16 protein-coding genes are annotated in these 19,428 nt (G+C 60.8%); 8 read left to right on the forward strand and 8 right to left on the reverse strand.

Annotated features, from left to right (window positions below):
- The first annotated feature begins 11 nt into the window (after positions 1-11).
- From KOSB73_RS21100 to KOSB73_RS21120, 5 genes are read left to right on the forward strand one after another with little or no spacing between them, the layout of a single operon-like run.
- Complete coding sequence (locus KOSB73_RS21100) at positions 12-1,100, forward strand: ATP-binding protein (protein WP_004138609.1); 1,089 nt, start codon at positions 12-14, stop codon at positions 1,098-1,100.
- Positions 1,101-1,110: 10 nt separating this feature from the next.
- On the forward strand, positions 1,111-3,396 hold the full coding sequence (locus KOSB73_RS21105) for a DUF5682 family protein (protein WP_098140950.1): 2,286 nt from the start codon (positions 1,111-1,113) through the stop codon (positions 3,394-3,396).
- Positions 3,396-4,532: a vWA domain-containing protein gene (locus KOSB73_RS21110; RefSeq protein ID WP_098140952.1), complete on the forward strand. Its 1,137-nt coding sequence runs from the start codon at positions 3,396-3,398 to the stop codon at positions 4,530-4,532. The genes KOSB73_RS21105 and KOSB73_RS21110 overlap by 1 nt, the downstream gene beginning before the upstream one ends.
- Positions 4,529-6,535 carry an SWIM zinc finger family protein gene (locus tag KOSB73_RS21115; protein WP_098140954.1) on the forward strand — a complete coding sequence of 669 codons (2,007 nt, stop codon included), beginning with the start codon at positions 4,529-4,531 and terminating at the stop codon, positions 6,533-6,535. Before KOSB73_RS21110 ends, KOSB73_RS21115 begins: the two co-directional genes overlap by 4 nt.
- A gap of 12 nt (positions 6,536-6,547) precedes the next feature.
- On the forward strand, positions 6,548-7,009 hold the full coding sequence (locus tag KOSB73_RS21120; protein WP_004138602.1) for a YehR family lipoprotein: 462 nt from the start codon (positions 6,548-6,550) through the stop codon (positions 7,007-7,009).
- Positions 7,010-7,119: 110 nt separating this feature from the next.
- On the opposite strand, the gene KOSB73_RS21125 is transcribed toward KOSB73_RS21120, so the two are convergent.
- Genes KOSB73_RS21125 through KOSB73_RS21135 form a run of 3 tightly spaced genes read right to left on the reverse strand, consistent with a single transcriptional unit; the run spans position 7,120 to position 10,042 of the window.
- Positions 7,120-7,587 (reverse strand): YehS family protein, encoded by a 468-nt coding sequence (locus KOSB73_RS21125; protein WP_004138601.1) that lies wholly within the window; start codon positions 7,585-7,587, stop codon positions 7,120-7,122.
- 53 nt (positions 7,588-7,640) lie between these two features.
- A complete protein-coding gene (btsR, locus tag KOSB73_RS21130; RefSeq protein WP_004138598.1) occupies positions 7,641-8,360 on the reverse strand; it encodes a two-component system response regulator BtsR in 720 nt (239 codons plus the stop codon).
- Complete coding sequence (locus tag KOSB73_RS21135) at positions 8,354-10,042, reverse strand: sensor histidine kinase (RefSeq protein ID WP_004138597.1); 1,689 nt, start codon at positions 10,040-10,042, stop codon at positions 8,354-8,356. The genes btsR and KOSB73_RS21135 overlap by 7 nt, the downstream gene beginning before the upstream one ends.
- A 210-nt stretch (positions 10,043-10,252) precedes the next feature.
- Between KOSB73_RS21135 and KOSB73_RS21140 the strand changes: the two genes are divergently transcribed.
- Both KOSB73_RS21140 and KOSB73_RS21145 read left to right on the forward strand, forming a co-directional pair.
- On the forward strand, positions 10,253-11,011 hold the full coding sequence (locus tag KOSB73_RS21140) for a MerR family transcriptional regulator (RefSeq protein ID WP_098140956.1): 759 nt from the start codon (positions 10,253-10,255) through the stop codon (positions 11,009-11,011).
- 159 nt (positions 11,012-11,170) lie between these two features.
- On the forward strand, positions 11,171-11,284 hold the full coding sequence (locus tag KOSB73_RS21145; protein ID WP_004103838.1) for a protein YohO: 114 nt from the start codon (positions 11,171-11,173) through the stop codon (positions 11,282-11,284).
- On the opposite strand, the gene KOSB73_RS21150 is transcribed toward KOSB73_RS21145, so the two are convergent.
- The 5 genes from KOSB73_RS21150 to bglX form a co-directional block, all read right to left on the reverse strand.
- Complete coding sequence (locus KOSB73_RS21150) at positions 11,259-11,996, reverse strand: ABC transporter permease (RefSeq protein WP_024359193.1); 738 nt, start codon at positions 11,994-11,996, stop codon at positions 11,259-11,261. The genes KOSB73_RS21145 and KOSB73_RS21150 overlap by 26 nt on opposite strands.
- Positions 11,980-12,927 carry an ABC transporter ATP-binding protein gene (locus tag KOSB73_RS21155; protein WP_024359194.1) on the reverse strand — a complete coding sequence of 316 codons (948 nt, stop codon included), beginning with the start codon at positions 12,925-12,927 and terminating at the stop codon, positions 11,980-11,982. The genes KOSB73_RS21150 and KOSB73_RS21155 overlap by 17 nt, the downstream gene beginning before the upstream one ends.
- Positions 12,920-14,077, reverse strand: a complete 1,158-nt coding sequence (locus KOSB73_RS21160; RefSeq protein WP_098140958.1) for an ABC transporter permease — start codon at positions 14,075-14,077, stop codon at positions 12,920-12,922. Before KOSB73_RS21160 ends, KOSB73_RS21155 begins: the two co-directional genes overlap by 8 nt.
- Positions 14,078-14,084: 7 nt before the next feature.
- Positions 14,085-15,002, reverse strand: a complete 918-nt coding sequence (gene osmF, locus KOSB73_RS21165) for a glycine betaine ABC transporter substrate-binding protein OsmF (RefSeq protein WP_024359196.1) — start codon at positions 15,000-15,002, stop codon at positions 14,085-14,087.
- A 167-nt stretch (positions 15,003-15,169) separates the two neighbouring features.
- Positions 15,170-17,467: a beta-glucosidase BglX gene (gene bglX, locus KOSB73_RS21170; protein ID WP_049250944.1), complete on the reverse strand. Its 2,298-nt coding sequence runs from the start codon at positions 17,465-17,467 to the stop codon at positions 15,170-15,172.
- A gap of 194 nt (positions 17,468-17,661) precedes the next feature.
- Between bglX and dld the strand changes: the two genes are divergently transcribed.
- Positions 17,662-19,404, forward strand: coding sequence for a D-lactate dehydrogenase (gene dld, locus KOSB73_RS21175; protein WP_004138578.1), 1,743 nt, complete (start codon positions 17,662-17,664; stop codon positions 19,402-19,404).
- Positions 19,405-19,428 lie beyond the last annotated feature (24 nt).

Below are 19,428 nucleotides of genomic sequence, written 5' to 3' on the forward strand. Positions count from 1 at the left end.
AGGAAGAAACGATGATACAACAGGAACCACATCTTCAGCGCCCCCCTGCCGCCATACTTTACGCCGATGAGCTCGCCCGGCTGCAGCAGAACGACTGTTTCCCCTGCCCGCCCGGCTGGCAGCTAAGCCTGCCTGCGGCGCGCGCGTTTATCCTTGGCGATAGCGCTCGCGACATTAGCCGCAAGGTGGTCATGAGTCCGGCCGCCGTCGAGCGGATGCTGGTCACGCTGGCGACCGGGCGCGGCCTGATGCTGGTCGGCGAGCCGGGTACGGCTAAATCGCTGCTCTCGGAGCTGCTGGCCACCGCCATCTGCGGCGACGCCGGGCTCACCATTCAGGGCGGCGCGGCGATTACCGAAGATCAAATCAAATATGCCTGGAACTATGCGCTGCTGATAAACCAGGGTCCGTCGACGCAGGCGCTGGTGCCCGCCCCGCTGTATCAGGGCATGCGTGACGGTAAAATCGTCCGCTTTGAAGAGATTACCCGCACGCCGCTGGAGGTTCAGGACTGCCTGCTGGGGATGCTATCCGACCGCGTCATGGCGATCCCGGAGCTAACCGGCGACGATAGCCAGCTCTATGCCCGCGCCGGATTTAATATTATTGCCACCGCCAATACCCGCGATCGCGGGGTTAACGAAATGAGCGCGGCGCTAAAACGCCGCTTCGACTTCGAAACCGTCTTTCCGATTATGGATTTTCAGCAGGAGCTGGAACTGGTGGCTAACGCGTCGGCTCGCCTGCTGGAGCATAGCGGCATCCCGCATAAAGTCCCCGATGTCGTACTGGAACTGCTGATCCAGACCTTCCGCGATCTGCGCGCCGACGGGGGTAAGAAAACCGCGATGGATACCCTCAGCGCGGTGATGTCCACCGCCGAAGCGGTCAACGTCGCCCACGCCGTCGGCGTGCGGGCATGGTTCCTCGCCGGTCGCGCCGGCGAACCCGCCGACCTGGTAGACTGCATCGCCGGTACCATCGTGAAAGACAATGAAGATGACCGCGCCCGCCTGCGCCGCTATTTTGAACAACGCGTCGGCACGCATAAAGAAGCCCACTGGCAGGCCTATTATCAGGCCCGCCACCGCCTGCCGTGAGGGAACACGCATGCCAGAACAGCCGTTAATCATCGGCGTTCGTCACCACAGCCCGGCCTGCGCCAGGCTGGTGAAAGAACGAATAGAACGCGTGTGCCCGCGCTACGTTCTGATTGAAGGTCCGGCGGATTTTAACCATCGCCTGGACGAGCTTTTTTTACCCCACCAACTGCCCATCGCCGTCTACAGCTACTGCCAGCAGCAGCATGGCGGCGCGGCAGGACGCAGCGCCTGGACGCCGTTCGCCGAATTCTCGCCGGAGTGGCAGGCGCTGCTGGCCGCGCGGGCAACGGGGGCGCATATCCGCTTTATCGATTTACCCGTCTGGGCGCAGGACGACAACGACAGCGATCCCTCTGACGCCCGCCGCGCCGATGACCATCAGCGCCTGCTCGAGGTCAGCGGCATGGAGAATACCGACGCGCTGTGGGACCATCTGTTCGAAGATGAAAACCAGCGCGCCGGGCTGAAACAGGCGCTGGAGACCTGGTTTGTCCAGCTACGCGGCGACAGCGGCGGCGGCGAAAACAGCCGGCGACGGGAAGCTTATATGGCCCGCTGGCTGGCATGGGCGATGCGGCAAAATAACGGCCCGGTGGTGGTGGTCTGCGGCGGCTGGCACGCTCCGGCGCTGGCTACCCTGTGGCGGAACTGCCCGGCGCAGGAGCAGGAGCCGGCATTACCGCCTCCGCCGACGCCCGATGCCGTCACCGGCTGCTATCTGACGCCGTACAGCGAAAAGCGGCTGGACGTACTGGCGGGCTATCTTTCCGGGATGCCGGCGCCGGTCTGGCAGCGCTGGTGCTGGCAGCTCGGTCAGCGGCAGGCCGGGGAACAGCTGCTGAAAACCCTGCTCGCCCGCCTGCGTCAGCATCGCCTTCCGGCCTCAACCGCCGATTTGGCAGCCGCCCATCTGCGCGCCATGGCGCTGGCCCGGATGCGCGGCCATACCCAGCCCCTGCGCTGCGACTGGCTTGACGCGCTGGCGGGCTCGTTAATCAAAGAAGCGCTAAACGCCCCGCTGCCGTGGAGCTATCGCGGCGCCATCCATCCGCAAACCGATCCTATTCTGCTGACCATCGTGGATGCGCTGGCGGGGGCGGATTTCGGCAAGCTCGCGCCGGGAACGCCGCTGCCGCCGCTGCCGCAGGACGTCGAACGCGAGCTGGCGCGCGTCGGGATTGCCCCGCCGGCGAATCTGAACCTCAACCGCTTTGCGCCCGACGGATTAGCGAAAAGTCAGGTATTACACCGGCTGGCCATTCTTGAGATCCCCGGGTTCCAGCAGCGAACCGGCAGCGCGGTAGCCCTTTCCGGCGATGGCGAAGAGCGCTGGGGAGTGTTTCGCACCATGGAACAGCATGCCGTCCTGATTGAATCCGCCCGCTACGGCGCCTCCCTCGCGGATGCCGCGCGACGGCGGCTGGAAGGGAATATTCTCTCCTCCTTTGGCATCAAAAGCCTCGCCGCCAGCCTCAATCAGGCGGCGCTGGCGGGGCTCGCCACCTTTAGCCAGCAGATGCTGGAACAGCTGGCGCAGCTGATTGCCGAAGAGAGCCAGTTTGCCGAAATGGGGCCAGCGCTGGAGGTGCTGTATGCCCTCTGGCAGCGGGATGACATCGGCGGCATGCAGAACGCCGCCGTGCTGGAAATCACGCTCAGCGCGGCGCTTGACCGGACGCTGTGGCTCTGCGAATCCAGCGGCGTCGCCGACGAGAAGCAGTTTCACGCCCATCTGCATAGCTGGCAGACCCTGTGCCACATCCTGCGCGATCTCCACAGCGGCAGCGTTTTACCGGGCGTTTCGCTCAGCGCCGCTCTCGCGCTGCTTGAACGGCGAATTCACGCAGCCGATGCCGCACCGCTCGACCGCGGCGCGGCGCTTGGCGCGCTGATGCGTCTCGAGCACCCCGCCGCTACCGCTGAAACGGCGCTGGCCCTGCTGACGCGGCTGCCCGCGCAGCGTCTGGGAGAGGCGGTACATGGCATGCTGGCGCTGGCCCGCCATCAGCTTGCCTGTCAGCCCGCCTTTATCGCTGGCTTCAGCGAGCGTCTCGCCCGTCTGGCGGAAGAGGAGTTTATTCTCGCGCTGCCGGATTTACGCGCGGCGATGGCCTGGCTGCCGCCCCGCGAACGCGGCGCGCTGGCCCGCCAGGTGCTCGATCACTATCACATGACCATGCTGCCGACCCATGCGCTACAGGCGCCGGTTTCCTGCTCGCCGCAGCGGTTAATCCATCACCAGCTGTTGGAGCAGCAGGCGCTGGCGGCGCTTCGCCACTGGGGAGGACGCTAATGCATCCGCTATCCGATATTTTGACAACCCGTGAACTCCAGCGCTGGCGGCTGATTCTGGGCCCGGCCGCCGACAATAGCCTCGGCGGTCTCGACGAGCGTGCCCGCCAGGTAGACCGGGCCCTGGAGTGGCTTTACGGCCGCGATCCGCAACGGCTGCAGCGGGGCGAGCGGATGGGCGGGCTGGAAGAGTCCGACCTGACGACGCCGGAGTGGATCAACGCCATTCATACGCTGTTTCCGCAGCCGGTTATCGAGCGGCTGGAGAGCGATGCGGTGCTGCGCTACGGCATTGACGAGGTGGTGACGAATCTGGAAGTGCTGGAACGAATTAAACCCTCCGAAAGCCTGCTGCGCGCGGTGCTGCATACCAAACATCTGATGAATCCTGACGTGCTGAACGCCGCCCGACAGCTGGTGCGCCAGGTGGTGGAGCAAATTATGGCCCGGCTGGCAAAAGAGGTTCGTCAGACGTTTTCCGGCGCGCGCGACCGGCAGCGGCCTTCGCGCATCCCGCTGGCGCGCAACTTTGATTTCAAAGGCACCCTGCGCGCCAACCTCCAGCACTGGGACCCGCAGCGCGGCAAGCTGTACATTGAATCGCCAAAGTTTATCAGCCGCGTGAAGCGCCACAGCGAAAAATGGCAGCTGATTTTGCTGGTCGATCAGAGCGGTTCAATGGTGGATTCCGTGATTCATTCCGCGGTCATGGCGGCCTGCTTATGGCAGTTGCCCGGCATTCGCACGCACCTCGTGGCGTTCGACACCAGCGTGGTGGATCTCACGGCGGATGTCGCCGACCCGGTCGAGCTGCTGATGAAAGTTCAGCTCGGCGGCGGCACCCATATCGCCCAGGCCGTAGAGTATGCGCGGCAGCTGATTGAGCAACCGCACAAGAGCGTGATTGTGCTGGTGAGCGACTTTTTTGAAGGCGGAGCGAACTCGCTGTTGATTAACCAGGTCAAGCAGAGCGTACAAAGCGGCATCAAAGTCCTCGGCCTGGCGGCGCTGGACGACGCGGCGTCCCCCTGTTATGACCATGAAATGGCCCAGTCGCTGGTCAACGTCGGGGCGCAAATCGCCGCCATGACGCCCGGCGAGCTCGCCTCCTGGCTGGCGGAGAATTTACAATCATGATGCCTTTACGCCCTGAATTACTGGAGCTCACGCCGCAGGCGCTCACCGCGCTGAGCAACGCCGGGTTTGTGAAACGCGCTCAAAAAGAGCTGGATAACGGCAATATCCCCGCGCTGGAGCAGGATGAGGCCGGTACGCTGACCGCCGTTTTTCGCGATGGTACCCGTACCCGGCTGGAAAAAGATCGGGCACTCAAAGAGTCTAGCTGTACCTGCGGCGCTAGCGGCATGTGCCGCCATCGCGTGATGCTGATCCTGAGCTATCAGCGCGCCAACGCCGGTCACGCGGCTCCTGAAGGGGAGCCAAACGCTGACGAGCGCTGGCATCCCGGCCTGTGGCAGGAGGAGCTGGCCACCCTGCCCGAGTCGATTCTCAAGCGGGCGCAGCAGCTGGCGGATAAAGGGCTGACGGTGGAATTGTTCTGCCGACCCAACGAAACGCCGTCGGCAAAGCTGCCGATGAGCGATGTGCGTTTTTATTCCCGCAGCAGTATCCGCTTTGCCCGCTGCGACTGCATCGAAGGCTCCCTGTGCGAGCATATCGCGCTGGCGGTGCAGGCCTTTACCGACGCCGAAGCCCAACAGCCGGGCTTTACGCATCTGGTCTGGCAAACCCGCAGCCGCAGGGTCGCCGCCCGCGGCGGACCTTTTGCTACGCCCGAGGGCGAAGCCTGTCGACAAAGCCTCCGTCAGCTAAGCCAACTGCTGTGGCAAAACGGCGTCAGCCAGCCGCCAATCAGCTTCGAAGCCGCGTTCACCCGCGCGCAGCGCGCAGCGCATGCGGCCAACTGGCGCTGGGTCATCGGCGCGCTTGCCGAGCTGCGCGAAGGCGTCGATGCCTGCCAGCAGCGCGCCAGCCACTACGTGCCTGAGCAGCTGCTGGCCCAGCTCGCGGGCCTTAATGCCCGTCTTGAGAGCGCCGACCGAATGGCGCAGCTTGCCGATGCCGGCCAGACGCCGCCCCTGCCGTGGCGCACCGTCGTCGGTCAGGGTATTGCCGGTGAAGCGCAGCTCGATCATCTGCGGCTGATTTCCCTTGGCATGCGCGGCTGGCAGGATAACCAGCAGTACGGCTTACGTCTCTGGTTTAGCGATCCGGATACCGGCAGCATTTTGCATCTGTCGCACCGCTGGCCGCTGGCTGAACGGGCGCAAAATCCGCTATGGCAGCGCCGCCTGTTTACCTTTCAGGCCGGCATACTGGCGGGCGGGCAAATCATTACCCGGTCAGCGCGCCGCACTGCCGGCGGCGAGCTGCTGCTGGGCGCCCGTCAGCGCCTGAGCAGCAGCCTTCCGCTCACCGAAGATGCCTGGCTTTTGCTCAGCGCGCCGCTGCGGCAGCCGGGCGCCGCGGCCCTGCGTGAGTATCTGCGCCAGCGCCCCCCGACCTGGGTGCGCCCGCTCAATCAGGTTGATAACCTGTTTATTCTGCCGGTGGAGGCCTGCCTTGCCGTCGGATGGGACGCCGCCCGGCAAACGCTGGATGCGCAGGTCCTCAGCGGCGTGGGAGAAAACAACGTTTTGTACTTGTCCCTTCCCGCCTCCGCCAGCGCGCCGTATGCCGTTGAGCGGATGGCGGCGCTGCTCAGACAAGAGGACGATCCGGTGGTGATGGTTTCCGGGTTGGTCAGCTTTCATCACGGGCAGCTTAGCCTGGAGCCGCTGGTCATGATGACCCGTACCCGCGCCTGGGCGCTGAACGCCGAGCCGCTTCCCGTCGCGCCGTTGCCTGTTGGCGATGTACTGCCGCCGCGCTCGCCGGCCCTGAGCCTGTTGCAGCGCGCCCGGACGCTACTGATCCAGATAGCGCACAACGGCCTGCGCTATCAGCAAAAGAGCCTGTTTCGCGAGGCCGCCACGCTGGGCGGCGAGTCGACGAACCAGGGTTTTAGCCATCTTGCGCGTCTGCTTCAGCAACTGGGCGAGAGCGAAACGGCCACCGCCGAGGATACGCTCAGCGCCATCGCGCAACTCTGTATACAATTAGAGATGATGATTGATTAACAAGGAATGATAATGAAATTTAACCGCAGGATCACCGTCGCTCTGGGCGCAACGCTATTGATGGCCACGCTTGTCGGCTGCGATAACAACAAAGATGAGGTCAAAACGTTCAACAACACGATCAACGGCGTTGACCTGACCTACACCTATCACTACAAAGACGATGTCGTTACCCGCCAGGACGCGGATAACACTATCCCCTATAAATCGCTCGGCGTGAGCAACGAAGAGCAGGCGCGCAAGGTCATCGACCCCATCGGCGCGGCCTACAGCAAAATCAAAGGCGTCACCCACAGCGTCGACTATAAAGAGAACGTCGCGCAGGAACACCTCTCCATCGACTTTAATCAGGCTAAAATCAGCGAGCTATGTCACCTGCCGGGGGCCAGCTTTTCCGACTGTTCACAAAAGTTTATTTCGCTGAGCGAGTCGGAGAAATTGCTGAAATCGCAGGGTTTTAAAGAAGTGAAATAGCCTTGCCTGGTCTGGAGAACTCCCGGCTGGCGCTACGCAAGCCGGGTTACGGGGCCGTGCCTTCGGGTAGCCCGGTTCAGGCGTTTACGCCGCAAGCCGGGGGAGGCATATCACGATTTCGCGTGTTCGCGCTCGGTCAGCCCGCGCAGGAAGTAGCGCAGGAACTGATCGCCGCATTCGCGGAAGTTTTTATGCTCCGGGGCGCGCATCATGGCGGTGATTTCCGGCATGGAGACGCGGAATTTCTGCTGGGTGAGGATAGCGAGAATATCATCCGTCTTCAGGGAGAAGGCGATTCGCAGCTTTTTCAGCACGATGTTGTTGTTGACCCGGCGCTCGACAGCGAGCGGCGGCGCGGATTCATCTTTACCGCGCTTCGCGTAAATCAGGCCGTTAAGGAAATTGGACAGCACAATATCCGGGCAACGCGCAAACCCCTCTTCGTCTTCTTTTTTCAGCCAGGGAACCAGCTGTTCCGCGCTCACCGGCGCATCCGCCAGCGCAAAAATACTTACCAGGCCGTTGTTGTTGGTTTTCAGGGTGTAGCGCAGGCTACGTAAGATATCGTTACTGATCATATTGCCTTCATGATGAAAAATTCTGCCGCTCAGTCTATCACGATTCCGCCATTTTACAGCCCAATCGCCTCTTTCAGGCTCTTCAGATAGCGGCGGCTGACCGGTACCGTTTGCCCGGCGCGCATCAGCAGCTCCGCCTGGCCGTTCTCCTCAAAGCGGATCTCCTTGAGATGGGACATGTTGACCAGGTACTGGCGATGGCAGCGCAGCAGCGGCGTGCGGCTCTCCAGGGTGCGCAGGGTCAGCTCGGTAAAGCCCTCCTTTCCTTCGCAGTCGGTGACGTAAATCCCGCTCATCCGGCTGCTGACGAAGGCCACGTCTTCCATCTGCAGCAGCCAGATCCGGCTGTGTCCGGTGCAGGGAATGTACTTCAGCGCCTGCTGAGTATCGTCGAGGACGGTCATATCCTGCAGGCTGCGCTCCTGGCGCAGACGAACCAGCGTTTTTTCCAGCCGGGCGGATTCAATCGGCTTCAGTAAATAATCAAACGCATGCTCTTCAAAGGCCTTCACCGCGTACTCGTCAAACGCGGTGAGGAAGACGATATAGGGGCGATGCTCGGGATCGAGCATGCCGACCATCTCCAGGCCGCTGATGCGCGGCATCTGGATATCCAGAAACAGCACGTCCGGGCGCAGCTTGTGCACCGCGCCAATCGCTTCGACGGCATTCCCGCATTCGCCGACGATCTCAATATCAGGCTGGGTCTCCAGCAAAATACGCAGGTTTTCACGCGCCAGCGGCTCGTCGTCGACAATTAATACTTTTAACATGCGTTGTCCTCCACAGGCAGTCTCAGCGTGACGCGGGTAAAACATTCCGGTTCGCAGGTTACGGTGATCCCGCAGTCGGCGCCGAAGCGCGCCCGCAGCCGGCGGTCGACCAGGTTCATGCCCAGCCCGCTGGCGCTGGGTTTGTCCTGGTACAGCCCGGCATTATCTTCAATATCCAGCTGCAGCCAGCGTTCGTGTTGACTGGCGCGGATGGTGATCTCGCCCACCCCGAGGTGCTGCGAAGTCCCGTGTTTAATGGCGTTTTCGACGATTGGCTGCAGGGTAAACGCCGGAAGCTGATGCTGTCCCAGCGCTTCGGGCACCAGCATCTGAATCTGTAAATTGGCCTGAAAACGCGCTTTCTCAATCTGCAGATAGGCGTTCACATGCTCAATTTCATCCGCCAGGGTGACGATTTCCGCAGGCCGCTTCAGGTTTTTGCGAAAAAAGGTCGACAGATACTGCACCAGCTGTCCGGCCTGGTCGCTATCGCGGCGAATCACCGCTTTTAGCGTATTCAGCGCGTTGAACAGGAAATGCGGGTTCACCTGGGCGTGCAGCAGTTTGATTTCCGATTGCGTCAGCAGCGCTTTTTGCCGTTCATACTGACCGGCCAGGATCTGCGCCGACAGCAGCTGCGCAATCCCCTCTCCCAGCGTACGGTTGATCGAGCTGAACAGGCGGTTCTTCGCTTCATAGAGCTTAATGGTGCCGATCACCCGCTGATTTTCGCCGCGCAGCGGGATAACCAGCGTCGATCCCAGCTTACAGTTGGGATGAATCGAGCAGCGGTAAGGCACTTCGTTGCCGTCGGCGTAAACGACTTCGCCGGAATCTATCGCCTTTTGGGTATACAGCGAAGAGATGGGTTTACCGGGAAGGTGGTGATCGTCGCCGATCCCGGTAAACGCCAGCAGCTTATCGCGATCGGTTATCGCCACCGCGCCGATATCCAGCTCCTGGATCAGCACCTGCGCGACCTTCATGCTGTTCTCTTCGTTAAATCCCTGACGCAGGATCCCTTCCGTCGACGCGGCAACCTTCAGCGCCGTGGCTGAGAAAGCCGAGGTATATTTTTCAAACATCGCCCGCTTATCCAGCAGGATGCGCATAAACAGCGCCGCCCCGACGGTGTTGGTAACCATCATGGGCGCGGCTATGCTCTGTACCAGATGCAGCGCATCTTCGAACGGGCGAGCGATAAGTAGAATAATCAGCATCTGCACCATTTCGGCGAAAAAGGTGATCGCGCCGGCGGTAAGCGGGCTAAAGACTTTATCCGGCCGCCCGCGTTTGACCAGAATGCTGTGCACCAGGCCGCCGAGTAGACCCTCGACGATGGTGGACACCATGCAGCTCAGCGCCGTCATGCCGCCCAGCGAGTAGCGGTGAAGGCCGCCGGTCAGCCCCACCAGACCGCCGACTACCGGGCCGCCCAGCAGGCCGCCCATTACCGCGCCGATGGCCCGCGTATTGGCGATCGAGTCTTCGATATGCAGGCCGAAGTAGGTGCCGAGGATGCAGAAAATGGAAAAGGTCACGTAGCACAGCAGCTTGTGCGGTAATCGGACGGTGACCTGCATTAACGGGATGAACAGCCGCGTTTTGCTCATCAGCCACGCGATGACCAAAAACACGCACATCTGCTGAAGCAGCAGCAACACCAGATCGAACTCGTACATACCCGCAGACCACACTTCATTTGAAAGCGCGTAACATACACTGCTTGCTTATAACTTTCTTTGAAGCAATACATGAAAATGATAATTCATGGTTAAGATCACACTTCTCCGCGTCTCGACGGTCCTTTTTTGTACAAAAAACAGACAAAAATTCCCGCTTCGGCAAACAGCTTCTACAGTTAATGGAGGAGAACACAGCGGGAGGAGAAAATGGCGCTTTATACAATCGGCGAAGTTGCCCAGCTTTGCGATATCAATCCCGTGACGTTACGCGCCTGGCAGCGGCGCTACGGATTACTGAAACCCCAGCGTAGCGACGGCGGTCATCGCCTGTTCAACGAATATGAAATAGACCGCATTCGCGAAATTAAGCGCTGGATTGAGTCCGGCGTGCAGGTCGGGAAAGTGAAAACGCTGCTGATGGATAACGAGCAAGAGGTGGCCGACGGCTGGCGCGCTCAGCAGGAGATCCTGCTCGGCTATTTGCAAACCGGTAGCTATCATCGCCTGCGCATGTGGCTTAAGGAGCGCAACCACAGCGACTCTGCGCAAATTCTGGTCAAGCACCTGATTAACCCTTTACGCCAGCGCCTGCTTAGCCCGCAGCCGACGTTGCTGGCGCTGCGTGGCATCCTTGACGGTATTTTGATTAATCATATCGCCCGCAGTCTGTCATCCACGGCAAAATATCCCGGTAACCATGCGCTGGTTGTGGGCTGGAACGTTAGCGATATTACCCGGCTATGGCTGGAGGGATGGATAGCCAGTGAGCAGGGCTGGCGGGTGGATATTCTCGCCCATTCGCTAAACCAGCTCCGGCCGGAACTTTTCCCCGAGAGTACGTTGATGGTCTGGTGCGGAGAGACGCCCTGCAGCGCCCAGGTCAACCAAATGCGTCTCTGGGAGCAGCAGGGGCAGATTATCTGGCTCAATCACGCCACCGCCACGTCACCCGGAGGCGGCGCCTGATGCGCCTGTCCGGGCTACCGGATCGCAGATTGCTGTGGGTCCGTAGCCCGGCTAAGCGCAGCGCGAGCCGGGGATATTGTCGTCGCTAAAAAGCAATTAATGTTTTATTAACACCTGCGCTTCACCGTATAATCCCTGCGTTAACATCAGGAGCCTATTATGAAGCCAGCGAAAATTGCGGTGATTACCCTGTTCTTATTTATGGCCATCAGCGGCATCGGCGGCGTGATGCTGGCCGGTTATTCGTTTATTGTTCGCGGCGGTGTCGGCTGATTCGCCGGTTCAGCCGTTCAAAACCGCGGTCGACGATAATCGCCGCCAGCGCCACCAGCAGCGCCCCCTGAATGACATAAGCGGTATTAAATCCGCTGAGGCCGATAACAATCGGCGTACCGAGTGTATTCGCGCCAACGGTTGAAGCAATGGTCGCCGTACCGATATTGACGATAGTCGAGGTACGAATTCCGGCGAGCATCACCGGCGCCGCCAGCGGCAGCTCAACCTTCATCAGTCTCTGCCAGCCGCTCATCCCCATCCCCTGAGCGATAGTTAATACCCCGGACGGTACCGCCCCAATTCCGGCCAGCGTGCCCTGCAAAACCGGTAATATGCCATACAGCGCCAGCGCGATCAGCGCGGGCTGCCAGCCAAATCCCATCACCGGAACCGCAATCGCCAGCACCGCGACCGGCGGAAACGTCTGCCCCATTGCAGCGATGGTCTCTACCAGCGGACGAAACTCATGTCCTCCCGGACGGGTGACCGCAATCCCGGCCCCGACGCCCACGATCGTCGCCGCCAGGCTGGAGAGCGCCACCAGCCAAAAGTGCGCCAGGGTGAGAGAGACAAAACTCTCCTGCTGATAAACCGGACGCGGCAGCTCGGGAAACAGCGCGCTGAACAGCGGCGCGCTGTAGGGCAACGCCAGCAGCAGCGCGATAAACATGGCGCTGAGCCACAGCAGCGGATCACGCAGCGCCTTCACGCCGGGCCTCCTCGCGCAGCAGGTCGGCAAAATGCAGCGTCCCGCAGGCCTCTCCCTGCTCATCGACCACCGGCAGCACCTCGCGGCGATGGGCAACGAACTGCGACAGCGCCTCGCGCAGGGTCATCGCCACGTTTAACGCATCCCCCGCCAGGCGCTCGTCGCGGCGCAGATAATCGCCGACGCCGCGCAGCGATAGCAGGCGCACGCCCAGTTCGCTGCGGCCAAAGAAGGTCTGCACAAACGCATTTTTCGGCTCAAGCAGCATCTGCAGCGGCTCCCCCTGCTGTACCACTTCGCCGCCGTCCATCAACACCAGATGGTCCGCCAGCCGCAGCGCCTCATCGATATCGTGGGTTACCAGCACTATCGTGCGACCCAGCAGGCGATGAATGCGGATCATCTCCTGCTGCAAGGCTTCGCGCGTCACCGGATCGAGCGCGCCGAAGGGCTCATCCATCAGCAGCACTTCCGGGTTGGCCGCCAGCGCGCGCGCCACGCCGACGCGCTGCTGCTGCCCGCCGGAAAGCTGATGCGGGTAGCGTTCGCGCAGGCCGGGCTCCAGCCCCAGCAAGGCCATCAGTTCATCGATTCGCGCCTGGGTTTTCTGTCGCGACCACTTCAGCAGCTGCGGGACGGTGGCAATGTTCTGCGCCACCGTCCAGTGGGGAAACAGGCCGATGGACTGGATGGCGTAGCCCATTTTGCGGCGCAGTTCGAGCACCGGCTGCTGGCGGATATCCTGCCCGGCGAAACGGATCGTCCCGCTATCGTGCTCCACCAGACGATTAATCATCTTCAGCGTGGTCGACTTCCCCGAACCGGAGGTGCCGATCAGCACCGAAAATGCCCCCTCGCGCAGATGCAGATTGAGGTCTTTCACCGCAGGCTGTCCGGCAAAGGCTTTGTTGACGCCGTCAAACTCAATCACCGGCCTCTCCTTTCAGTAATGCGCCCCACAGCGCGAATAACGCATCCACCACCACCGCCAGCGCGATGGTCGGGATTACCCCCAGCAGCACCAGATCCAGCGCGCTGCTGAGCAGCCCCTGGAAAATCAGCGCGCCGAAACCGCCCGCGCCGATCAGAGCCGCCACCACCGCCATACCGACGGTTTGCACGCTAACCACCCGCAGGCTGCGCAACAGTACGGGCAAGGCCAGCGGTAGCTGTATCTGGCGAAAGCGCTGCCCGCCGCTCATCCCCATCGCCGCCGCGCTCTCCAGCGCTTCACGCGGCACCTGCTGCAGGCCGGTCGTCACCCCGCGCACCAGCGGCAATAGCGCATACAGCACTAGCGCGATCAGCGCTGGCGTCATGCCGGTCCCGGAAACGCCGATCTGCGCCAGCGAGGGAAACTCCCGCGCCAGCCCGGCCAGCGGCGCGATAAGCAGGCCAAATAACGCGACGGAGGGAACGGTCTGAATCACGTTGAGAACCGCAAAAACCGGCGATTGCCAGCGGGGATACCGCCAGAGCCAAACGCCAACGGGTAGCCCAATCAGCAGCCCCGGCAGCAGGGTGCCGAACAGCAGGAGCAGATGCTGAGACAGGGCATCGTCAAAAACATCGCGGCGATTGAAATACTCTTTCAGCAAAGAGAGGTCATTGAGCGCGCCGAGTCCCAGCAGCAGCGCGGGCAGCAGCCAGATTTGCGCATTTAGCAGCCAGCGCCACAGGGCGCGGGAGGTCAGGCGACGAACCGCATCGCTGGCGATAAGCAGGCAAAGCGCCAGCGCCAGCCACAGACCGCTGCCCGGCGAGGTGCGGGCTAAAAGAGAACCGCTCTGGGCCAGCTGCACCGCCGCCCTGCCGGCCCCCCACAGCAATAAAGGCAGCAGCAGATCCGCTAGCAGGAAGATAAGCAGCAGCGGGAGGCGCCCTGAACGCCAGCTCAGCAGCGCTATCAGCAGCGCGACCGCCGCCTGCCCCCCCGCCAGCCACGGCCAGACCTGCCATAGCCAACGCCCCTCGCCGGATAACAGCCGGTTAGGGGCATAATTGATAAACGGCAGCGCCATCGCCAGCAGCAGTAGCAACGCCAGCAGCAGCGCAACCCGGTTACCGCAACGAATCGTCACGCGCGCGCTACTTCAGCAGCCCTTTTTGTTGCAGATAGTCGGCGGCGACTTTCTTCGCATCCAGCCCCTCTACCGCAATGCTGGCGTTCAGCTTTTGCAGCGTCTTTTCATCCAGGCTGGCAAATACCGGCTGTAGCCAGTCGGCTATCTGCGGATAGGCTTTTAACACCGCTTCACGCACTACCGGGGTGGGCGCATAAATCGGCTGCACGCCCTTCGGGTCGCTCAGGGTTTGCAGACCCAGCGCGGCGACCGGGCCATCGGTACCGTAGGCCATCGCCGCATTCACGCCGGAGGTTTGCTGCGCCGCCGCTTTGATGGTGACCGCCGTATCGCCGCCCGCCAGCGACAGCAGTTGATCTTGCTTGAGCGTAAAGCCGTAGGCTTTTTCAAACGCCGGCAGCGCGTCCGGGCGTTCAATAAACTCCGCCGAGGCGGCCAGCTTAAAGTCGCCGCCCTTTTGCAGATAGCCGGCGAGGTCGCTTAATGAGGCGAGGTGGTTTTTCTCCGCCAGATCCTGACGGACGGCGATAGTCCAGGTATTGTTGGCCGGAGCCGGGGTGAGCCAGATGAGCTTATTCTTTTCCGCGTCCAGCTTTTTGACTTTTTCGTATCCCTGCTGCGCGTTTTTCCACGCCGGGTCGTTCTCCTCTTTGAAGAAGAACGCGCCGTTGCCGGTATATTCCGGGTAAATATCCAGCTCACCGGCGGTTATCGCCCCGCGCACCACCGGGGTGGTGCCGAGCTGGATTTTATTGACGGTTTTCACCCCATGACTTTCCAGCACCTGCAAAATAATATTGCCGAGCAGCGCCCCTTCGGTGTCAATTTTTGAGCCGACCTTAACCGGCTCGGCCGCCTGCAGCGGCAGGCTAATCAGGGCCGCCAGCGCCAGCGCGCCTGACCAAACACTTGCCTTTATCATCCTCGCGTCCCTCTTTAATTTGCGCTCCATTAACAGGAGCTTAAGAGAAAAGCGTAGTTCATTTAGGGCGGAGCGGAAAAAGAAAAGGCCGATTAATCGGCCTTTAGGATAACGGAAAGCGTGTTCCCGGGCTGCGGCTGGCGCCTTACCCGGGCGACAAATCGCCATTACAGCAGTTCAAACTCGCTCTGCTTCACGCGGGCGGAATCGACGCCGATAAAGACGTTGAATTTACCCGGCTCGGCGTCGTACTTCATCTGCTGGTTCCAGAACTTCAGCGCCTCAACGTCAATCGGGAAGCTGACGGTTTGCGTCTCGCCCGGCTTAAGGGTCACCTTTTTAAAGCCGCGCAGCATTTTCACCGGACGGCTCATGGAAGCGGTAACGTCCTGCAGATAAAGCTGAATCACCGTCGCCCCTTCGCGCTTGCCGGTATTGGTCACCTGCACGCTGGCGGTCACTTTGCCGTCACGTTGCAGGGTCGGCGCCGACATTTTCACGTCGGAAACGCTAAAGGTGGTGTAGCTGAGGCCGTAGCCAAACGGATAGAGCGGACCGTTGGCCTCGTCAAAGTAGCGCGAGGTGTACTTGTTCGGCTTATCCGCATTGTACGGACGACCGGTGTTGAGATGGCTGTAGTAGGTGGGGATCTGCCCAACCGAGCGCGGGAAGGACATCGGCAGCTTGCCCGACGGGTTGTAGTCGCCGAACAGCACATCGGCAATCGCGTTACCGCCTTCGGTACCGGCAAACCAGGTTTCGAGGATCGCATCGGCCTGCTGATCTTCTTTCACCAGCGCCAGCGGACGGCCGTTCATCAGCACCAGCACCAACGGCTTGCCGGTCGCTTTCAGGGCGCTAATCAGGGCGCGCTGGCTCGGCGGCAGGGTGATGTCGGTGCGGCTGGAGGCTTCGTGGGCCATGCCCTGCGCCTCGCCCACCACGGCAACCACCACGTCAGACTGCTTCGCCGCCGCCACCGCTTCGTCAATCATCTCCTGCGGCGAGCGCGAGTCAACCTGCACCGCTTTCTCATACAGATTGAGGAAGTCGACGATGCCTTTATCGTCGGTCACGTTGGCGCCTTTGGCATAGATAATCTTGCCTTTGTCGCCCAGCGCGTTCTGCATACCGGTCAGCACGGTCACCGACTGATCGGCAACGCCCGCCGCCGACCAGCTGCCCATCATGTCGCGCTTGCTGTCGGCCAGGGCGCCGATCACCGCGATAGTGCCCGATTTTTTCAGCGGCAGCGTATCGAGACGGTTTTTCAGCAGCACCAGGCTTTCGCGCGCCACTTCGCGCGCTTCTTTGCGATGCAGGCGGCTTTCGGCGTTGGTATCCTGCGGATCGGAATCTTTCGGCCCCAGGTGGCTGTAGGGGTCGTTAAACAGGCCCATATCGTATTTGACGTTCAGCACGTGGCGGGTCGCGTCATCCAGCTCCGCCATCGTCACCTTCCCGGACTTCACCAGCCCGGGCAGATACTTGCTGTAGTACTCGTCGCTCATGCTCATGTTGATGCCGGACTTCAGCGCCACGCGCACCGCGTCTTCCGGGTCCGACGCCACGCCGTGTTTAATCAGCTCCTTGATGGCCCCATGGTCGGAGACGGTGATGCCTTTAAAGCCCCACTGGTCGCGCAGCACGTCCTTGAGCAGCCAGGCGTCGGAGGTCGCCGGGGTGCCGTTAAGCGAGTTAAGGGCCACCATGACCGCGCCGCTGCCGGCATCCAACCCCGCTTTGTACGGCGGCATATAGTCGTTGAACAGGCGCTGCGGACTCATATCAACGGTGTTGTATTCTTTGCCGCCTTCGACCGCGCCGTAGGCCGCAAAGTGCTTGACGCTGGTCATCACCGAGTAGCGATCGGCCGGGCTTTTCCCCTGCATCGACTCCACCATCGCCCTGCCCATCTCGGTAGTCAGGTAGGTATCTTCCCCGAATCCTTCCGAGGCGCGGCCCCAGCGCGGGTCACGGGAGACATCGACCATCGGCGCCCAGGTCATGTTCAGGCCATCATCGGCCGCTTCGTACGCCGATACTCGCCCGACGGTATTCACCGCGTCGAGGTTAAAAGAGGAGGCCAGACCAAGGCTAATCGGGAAAACGGTGCGCTGACCGTGGAGCACGTCATAGGCGAAAAACAGCGGAATTTTCAGGCGGCTGAGTTCCATCACCTGATCCTGCATAGTGCGGATATCATGGCGGGTCACGGTGTTAAAAATCGCCCCCACCTGACCTTCTTTGATCATTTCGCGGATGGCCTCTTTCGGGTTATCCGGGCCGACGCTAATTAAGCGCAGCTGACCGATTTTTTCATCCACCGTCATTTTCGTCAGCAGTTCCGTCACAAACGCATCCCGCGCCTGCGGCGTTAGGGGATGATTGCCGAACAATTCATCCGCCAGCGCGGGTTGCAGCGCCAGGCTCACAGCGACGCCTACAGTACAAAGCCATTTCATTTTTATCCCTCATTGTTCCAGTCGACCAGATCGGCGAAAAGATAGCAAAAGTCGAAGTCTGCCATAAACATAAACGAGACGCCTGAATAAAGCGCGCGTTGTTCTCTGATTTTTCGAAACATTGATGCATCAAATTGTCATACAAAGCGCTATTCTTATTTTTGATAATTTTGTACCACCACAAGGAGTGGAACATGTCATCTGCAACAACCAATAACAACGCTTTTCTGGCTGAACTCACCCGTCTGGTCGGCTCGTCCCATCTGCTCACCGACCCGGCTAAAACCCAGCGCTACCGTAAAGGCTTTCGCTCCGGCCAGGGCGACGCGCTGGCGGTGGTCTTTCCCGGTACGCTGCTGGAGCTGTGGCGCGTGCTGAACGCCTGCGTCAACGCCGACAAAATCATTCTGATGCAGGCGGCCAACACCGGCCTGACCGAAGGCTCAACGCCGAACGGCAACGATTATGACCGCGATATCGTGATTATCAGCACTCTGCGCCTGGATAAACTGCATCTGCTGGATAAAGGCGAGCAGGTGCTGGCTTATCCCGGCACGACGCTCTATTCGCTGGAAAAAGCGCTGAAGCCGCTGGGCCGCGAGCCGCACTCGGTCATTGGTTCATCCTGCATCGGGGCATCGGTGGTCGGCGGGATCTGCAACAACTCCGGCGGCTCGCTGGTCCAGCGCGGCCCGGCGTACACCGAAATGTCGCTGTATGCGCAAATCGATGAAAACGGCAAGCTCAGCCTGGTGAACCACCTCGGCATCGACCTCGGCACGACGCCGGAGCAAATTCTTAGCCGCCTCGACGACGAGCGGGTTAAAGATGAAGATGTCCGCCACGACGGTCGCCACGCCCACGATCATGATTACGTCACCCGCGTGCGCGACGTGAATGCCGATACCCCAGCGCGCTACAACGCCGACCCGGACCGCCTGTTTGAATCCTCGGGCTGCGCCGGCAAGCTGGCGGTGTTCGCCGTGCGCCTCGATACCTTCCCGGCGGCAAAACGCCAGCAGGTCTTCTACATCGGCACCAACCGCCCGGAAGTGCTGACCGAAATTCGCCGCCATATTCTCGCCGAATTCAACCATCTGCCGGTGGCGGGCGAGTACATGCATCGCGATATTTACGATATCGCCGAGCAGTACGGGAAAGATACCTTCCTGATGATCGACAAGCTCGGCACCGATAAAATGCCGTTCTTCTTTACCATGAAGGGCCGCACCGACGCGATGCTGGAGAAAGTGTCGCTGTTTAAGCCGCACTTCACCGACCGCTTTATGCAAAAGCTGGGTCACGTCTTCCCGGCGCATCTGCCGGAGCGAATGAAAACCTGGCGCGATAAATACGAACACCATCTGCTGCTGAAGATGGCGGGCGACGGCATTGAAGAAGCCCAGGCCTGGCTCGGGGAGTATTTTAAGAACGCCGAAGGCGATTTCTTCGTCTGCACCGCGGAAGAAGGCAGCAAAGCCTTTCTGCACCGCTTTGCCGCCGCGGGCGCGGCGATCCGCTACCAGGCGGTTCACGCCGATGAAGTGGAAGATATTCTGGCGCTGGACATCGCCCTGCGCCGTAACGATACCGACTGGTTTGAGCATCTTCCCGCCGATATCGATAGCCAGCTGGTGCATAAGCTCTATTACGGCCACTTTATGTGCCACGTTTTCCATCAGGATTACATCGTGAAAAAAGGCGTCGATGCCCACGAACTGAAAGAGAAAATGCTGGTGCTGCTGAAGGAGCGCGGCGCTCAGTATCCGGCCGAGCATAACGTCGGCCATCTGTATGAAGCGCCGGAAAGCTTAAAACGCTTTTATCGCGAAAACGATCCCACCAACAGCATGAATCCGGGGATCGGTAAAACCAGTAAGCAAAAATACTGGGGCGAAGCGCCGGATAAAACGACAAGCGCCGCCGACCCGCAATAATCCGCACGGGGGACTGTTCAGCCC

The organism is Klebsiella grimontii, assembly GCF_900200035.1.
In the GTDB taxonomy this organism is placed as follows: Bacteria; Pseudomonadota; Gammaproteobacteria; order Enterobacterales; family Enterobacteriaceae; genus Klebsiella; species Klebsiella grimontii.

What these genes read in the sequence shown, in the direction of transcription:
- dld (WP_004138578.1), top strand. Translation starts at nt 17,662, where the DNA reads ATGTCATCTGCAACAACCAATAACAACGCTTTTCTGGCTGAACTCACC.
- KOSB73_RS21140 (WP_098140956.1), top strand. Translation starts at nt 10,253, where the DNA reads ATGGCGCTTTATACAATCGGCGAAGTTGCCCAGCTTTGCGATATCAAT.
- KOSB73_RS21115 (WP_098140954.1), top strand. Translation starts at nt 4,529, where the DNA reads ATGATGCCTTTACGCCCTGAATTACTGGAGCTCACGCCGCAGGCGCTC.
- btsR (WP_004138598.1), bottom strand. Translation starts at nt 8,360, where the DNA reads ATGTTAAAAGTATTAATTGTCGACGACGAGCCGCTGGCGCGTGAAAAC.
- osmF (WP_024359196.1), bottom strand. Translation starts at nt 15,002, where the DNA reads ATGATAAAGGCAAGTGTTTGGTCAGGCGCGCTGGCGCTGGCGGCCCTG.
- KOSB73_RS21125 (WP_004138601.1), bottom strand. Translation starts at nt 7,587, where the DNA reads ATGATCAGTAACGATATCTTACGTAGCCTGCGCTACACCCTGAAAACC.
- KOSB73_RS21135 (WP_004138597.1), bottom strand. Translation starts at nt 10,042, where the DNA reads ATGTACGAGTTCGATCTGGTGTTGCTGCTGCTTCAGCAGATGTGCGTG.
- KOSB73_RS21120 (WP_004138602.1), top strand. Translation starts at nt 6,548, where the DNA reads ATGAAATTTAACCGCAGGATCACCGTCGCTCTGGGCGCAACGCTATTG.
- KOSB73_RS21110 (WP_098140952.1), top strand. Translation starts at nt 3,396, where the DNA reads ATGCATCCGCTATCCGATATTTTGACAACCCGTGAACTCCAGCGCTGG.
- KOSB73_RS21105 (WP_098140950.1), top strand. Translation starts at nt 1,111, where the DNA reads ATGCCAGAACAGCCGTTAATCATCGGCGTTCGTCACCACAGCCCGGCC.
- KOSB73_RS21100 (WP_004138609.1), top strand. Translation starts at nt 12, where the DNA reads ATGATACAACAGGAACCACATCTTCAGCGCCCCCCTGCCGCCATACTT.
- KOSB73_RS21145 (WP_004103838.1), top strand. Translation starts at nt 11,171, where the DNA reads ATGAAGCCAGCGAAAATTGCGGTGATTACCCTGTTCTTATTTATGGCC.
- bglX (WP_049250944.1), bottom strand. Translation starts at nt 17,467, where the DNA reads ATGAAATGGCTTTGTACTGTAGGCGTCGCTGTGAGCCTGGCGCTGCAA.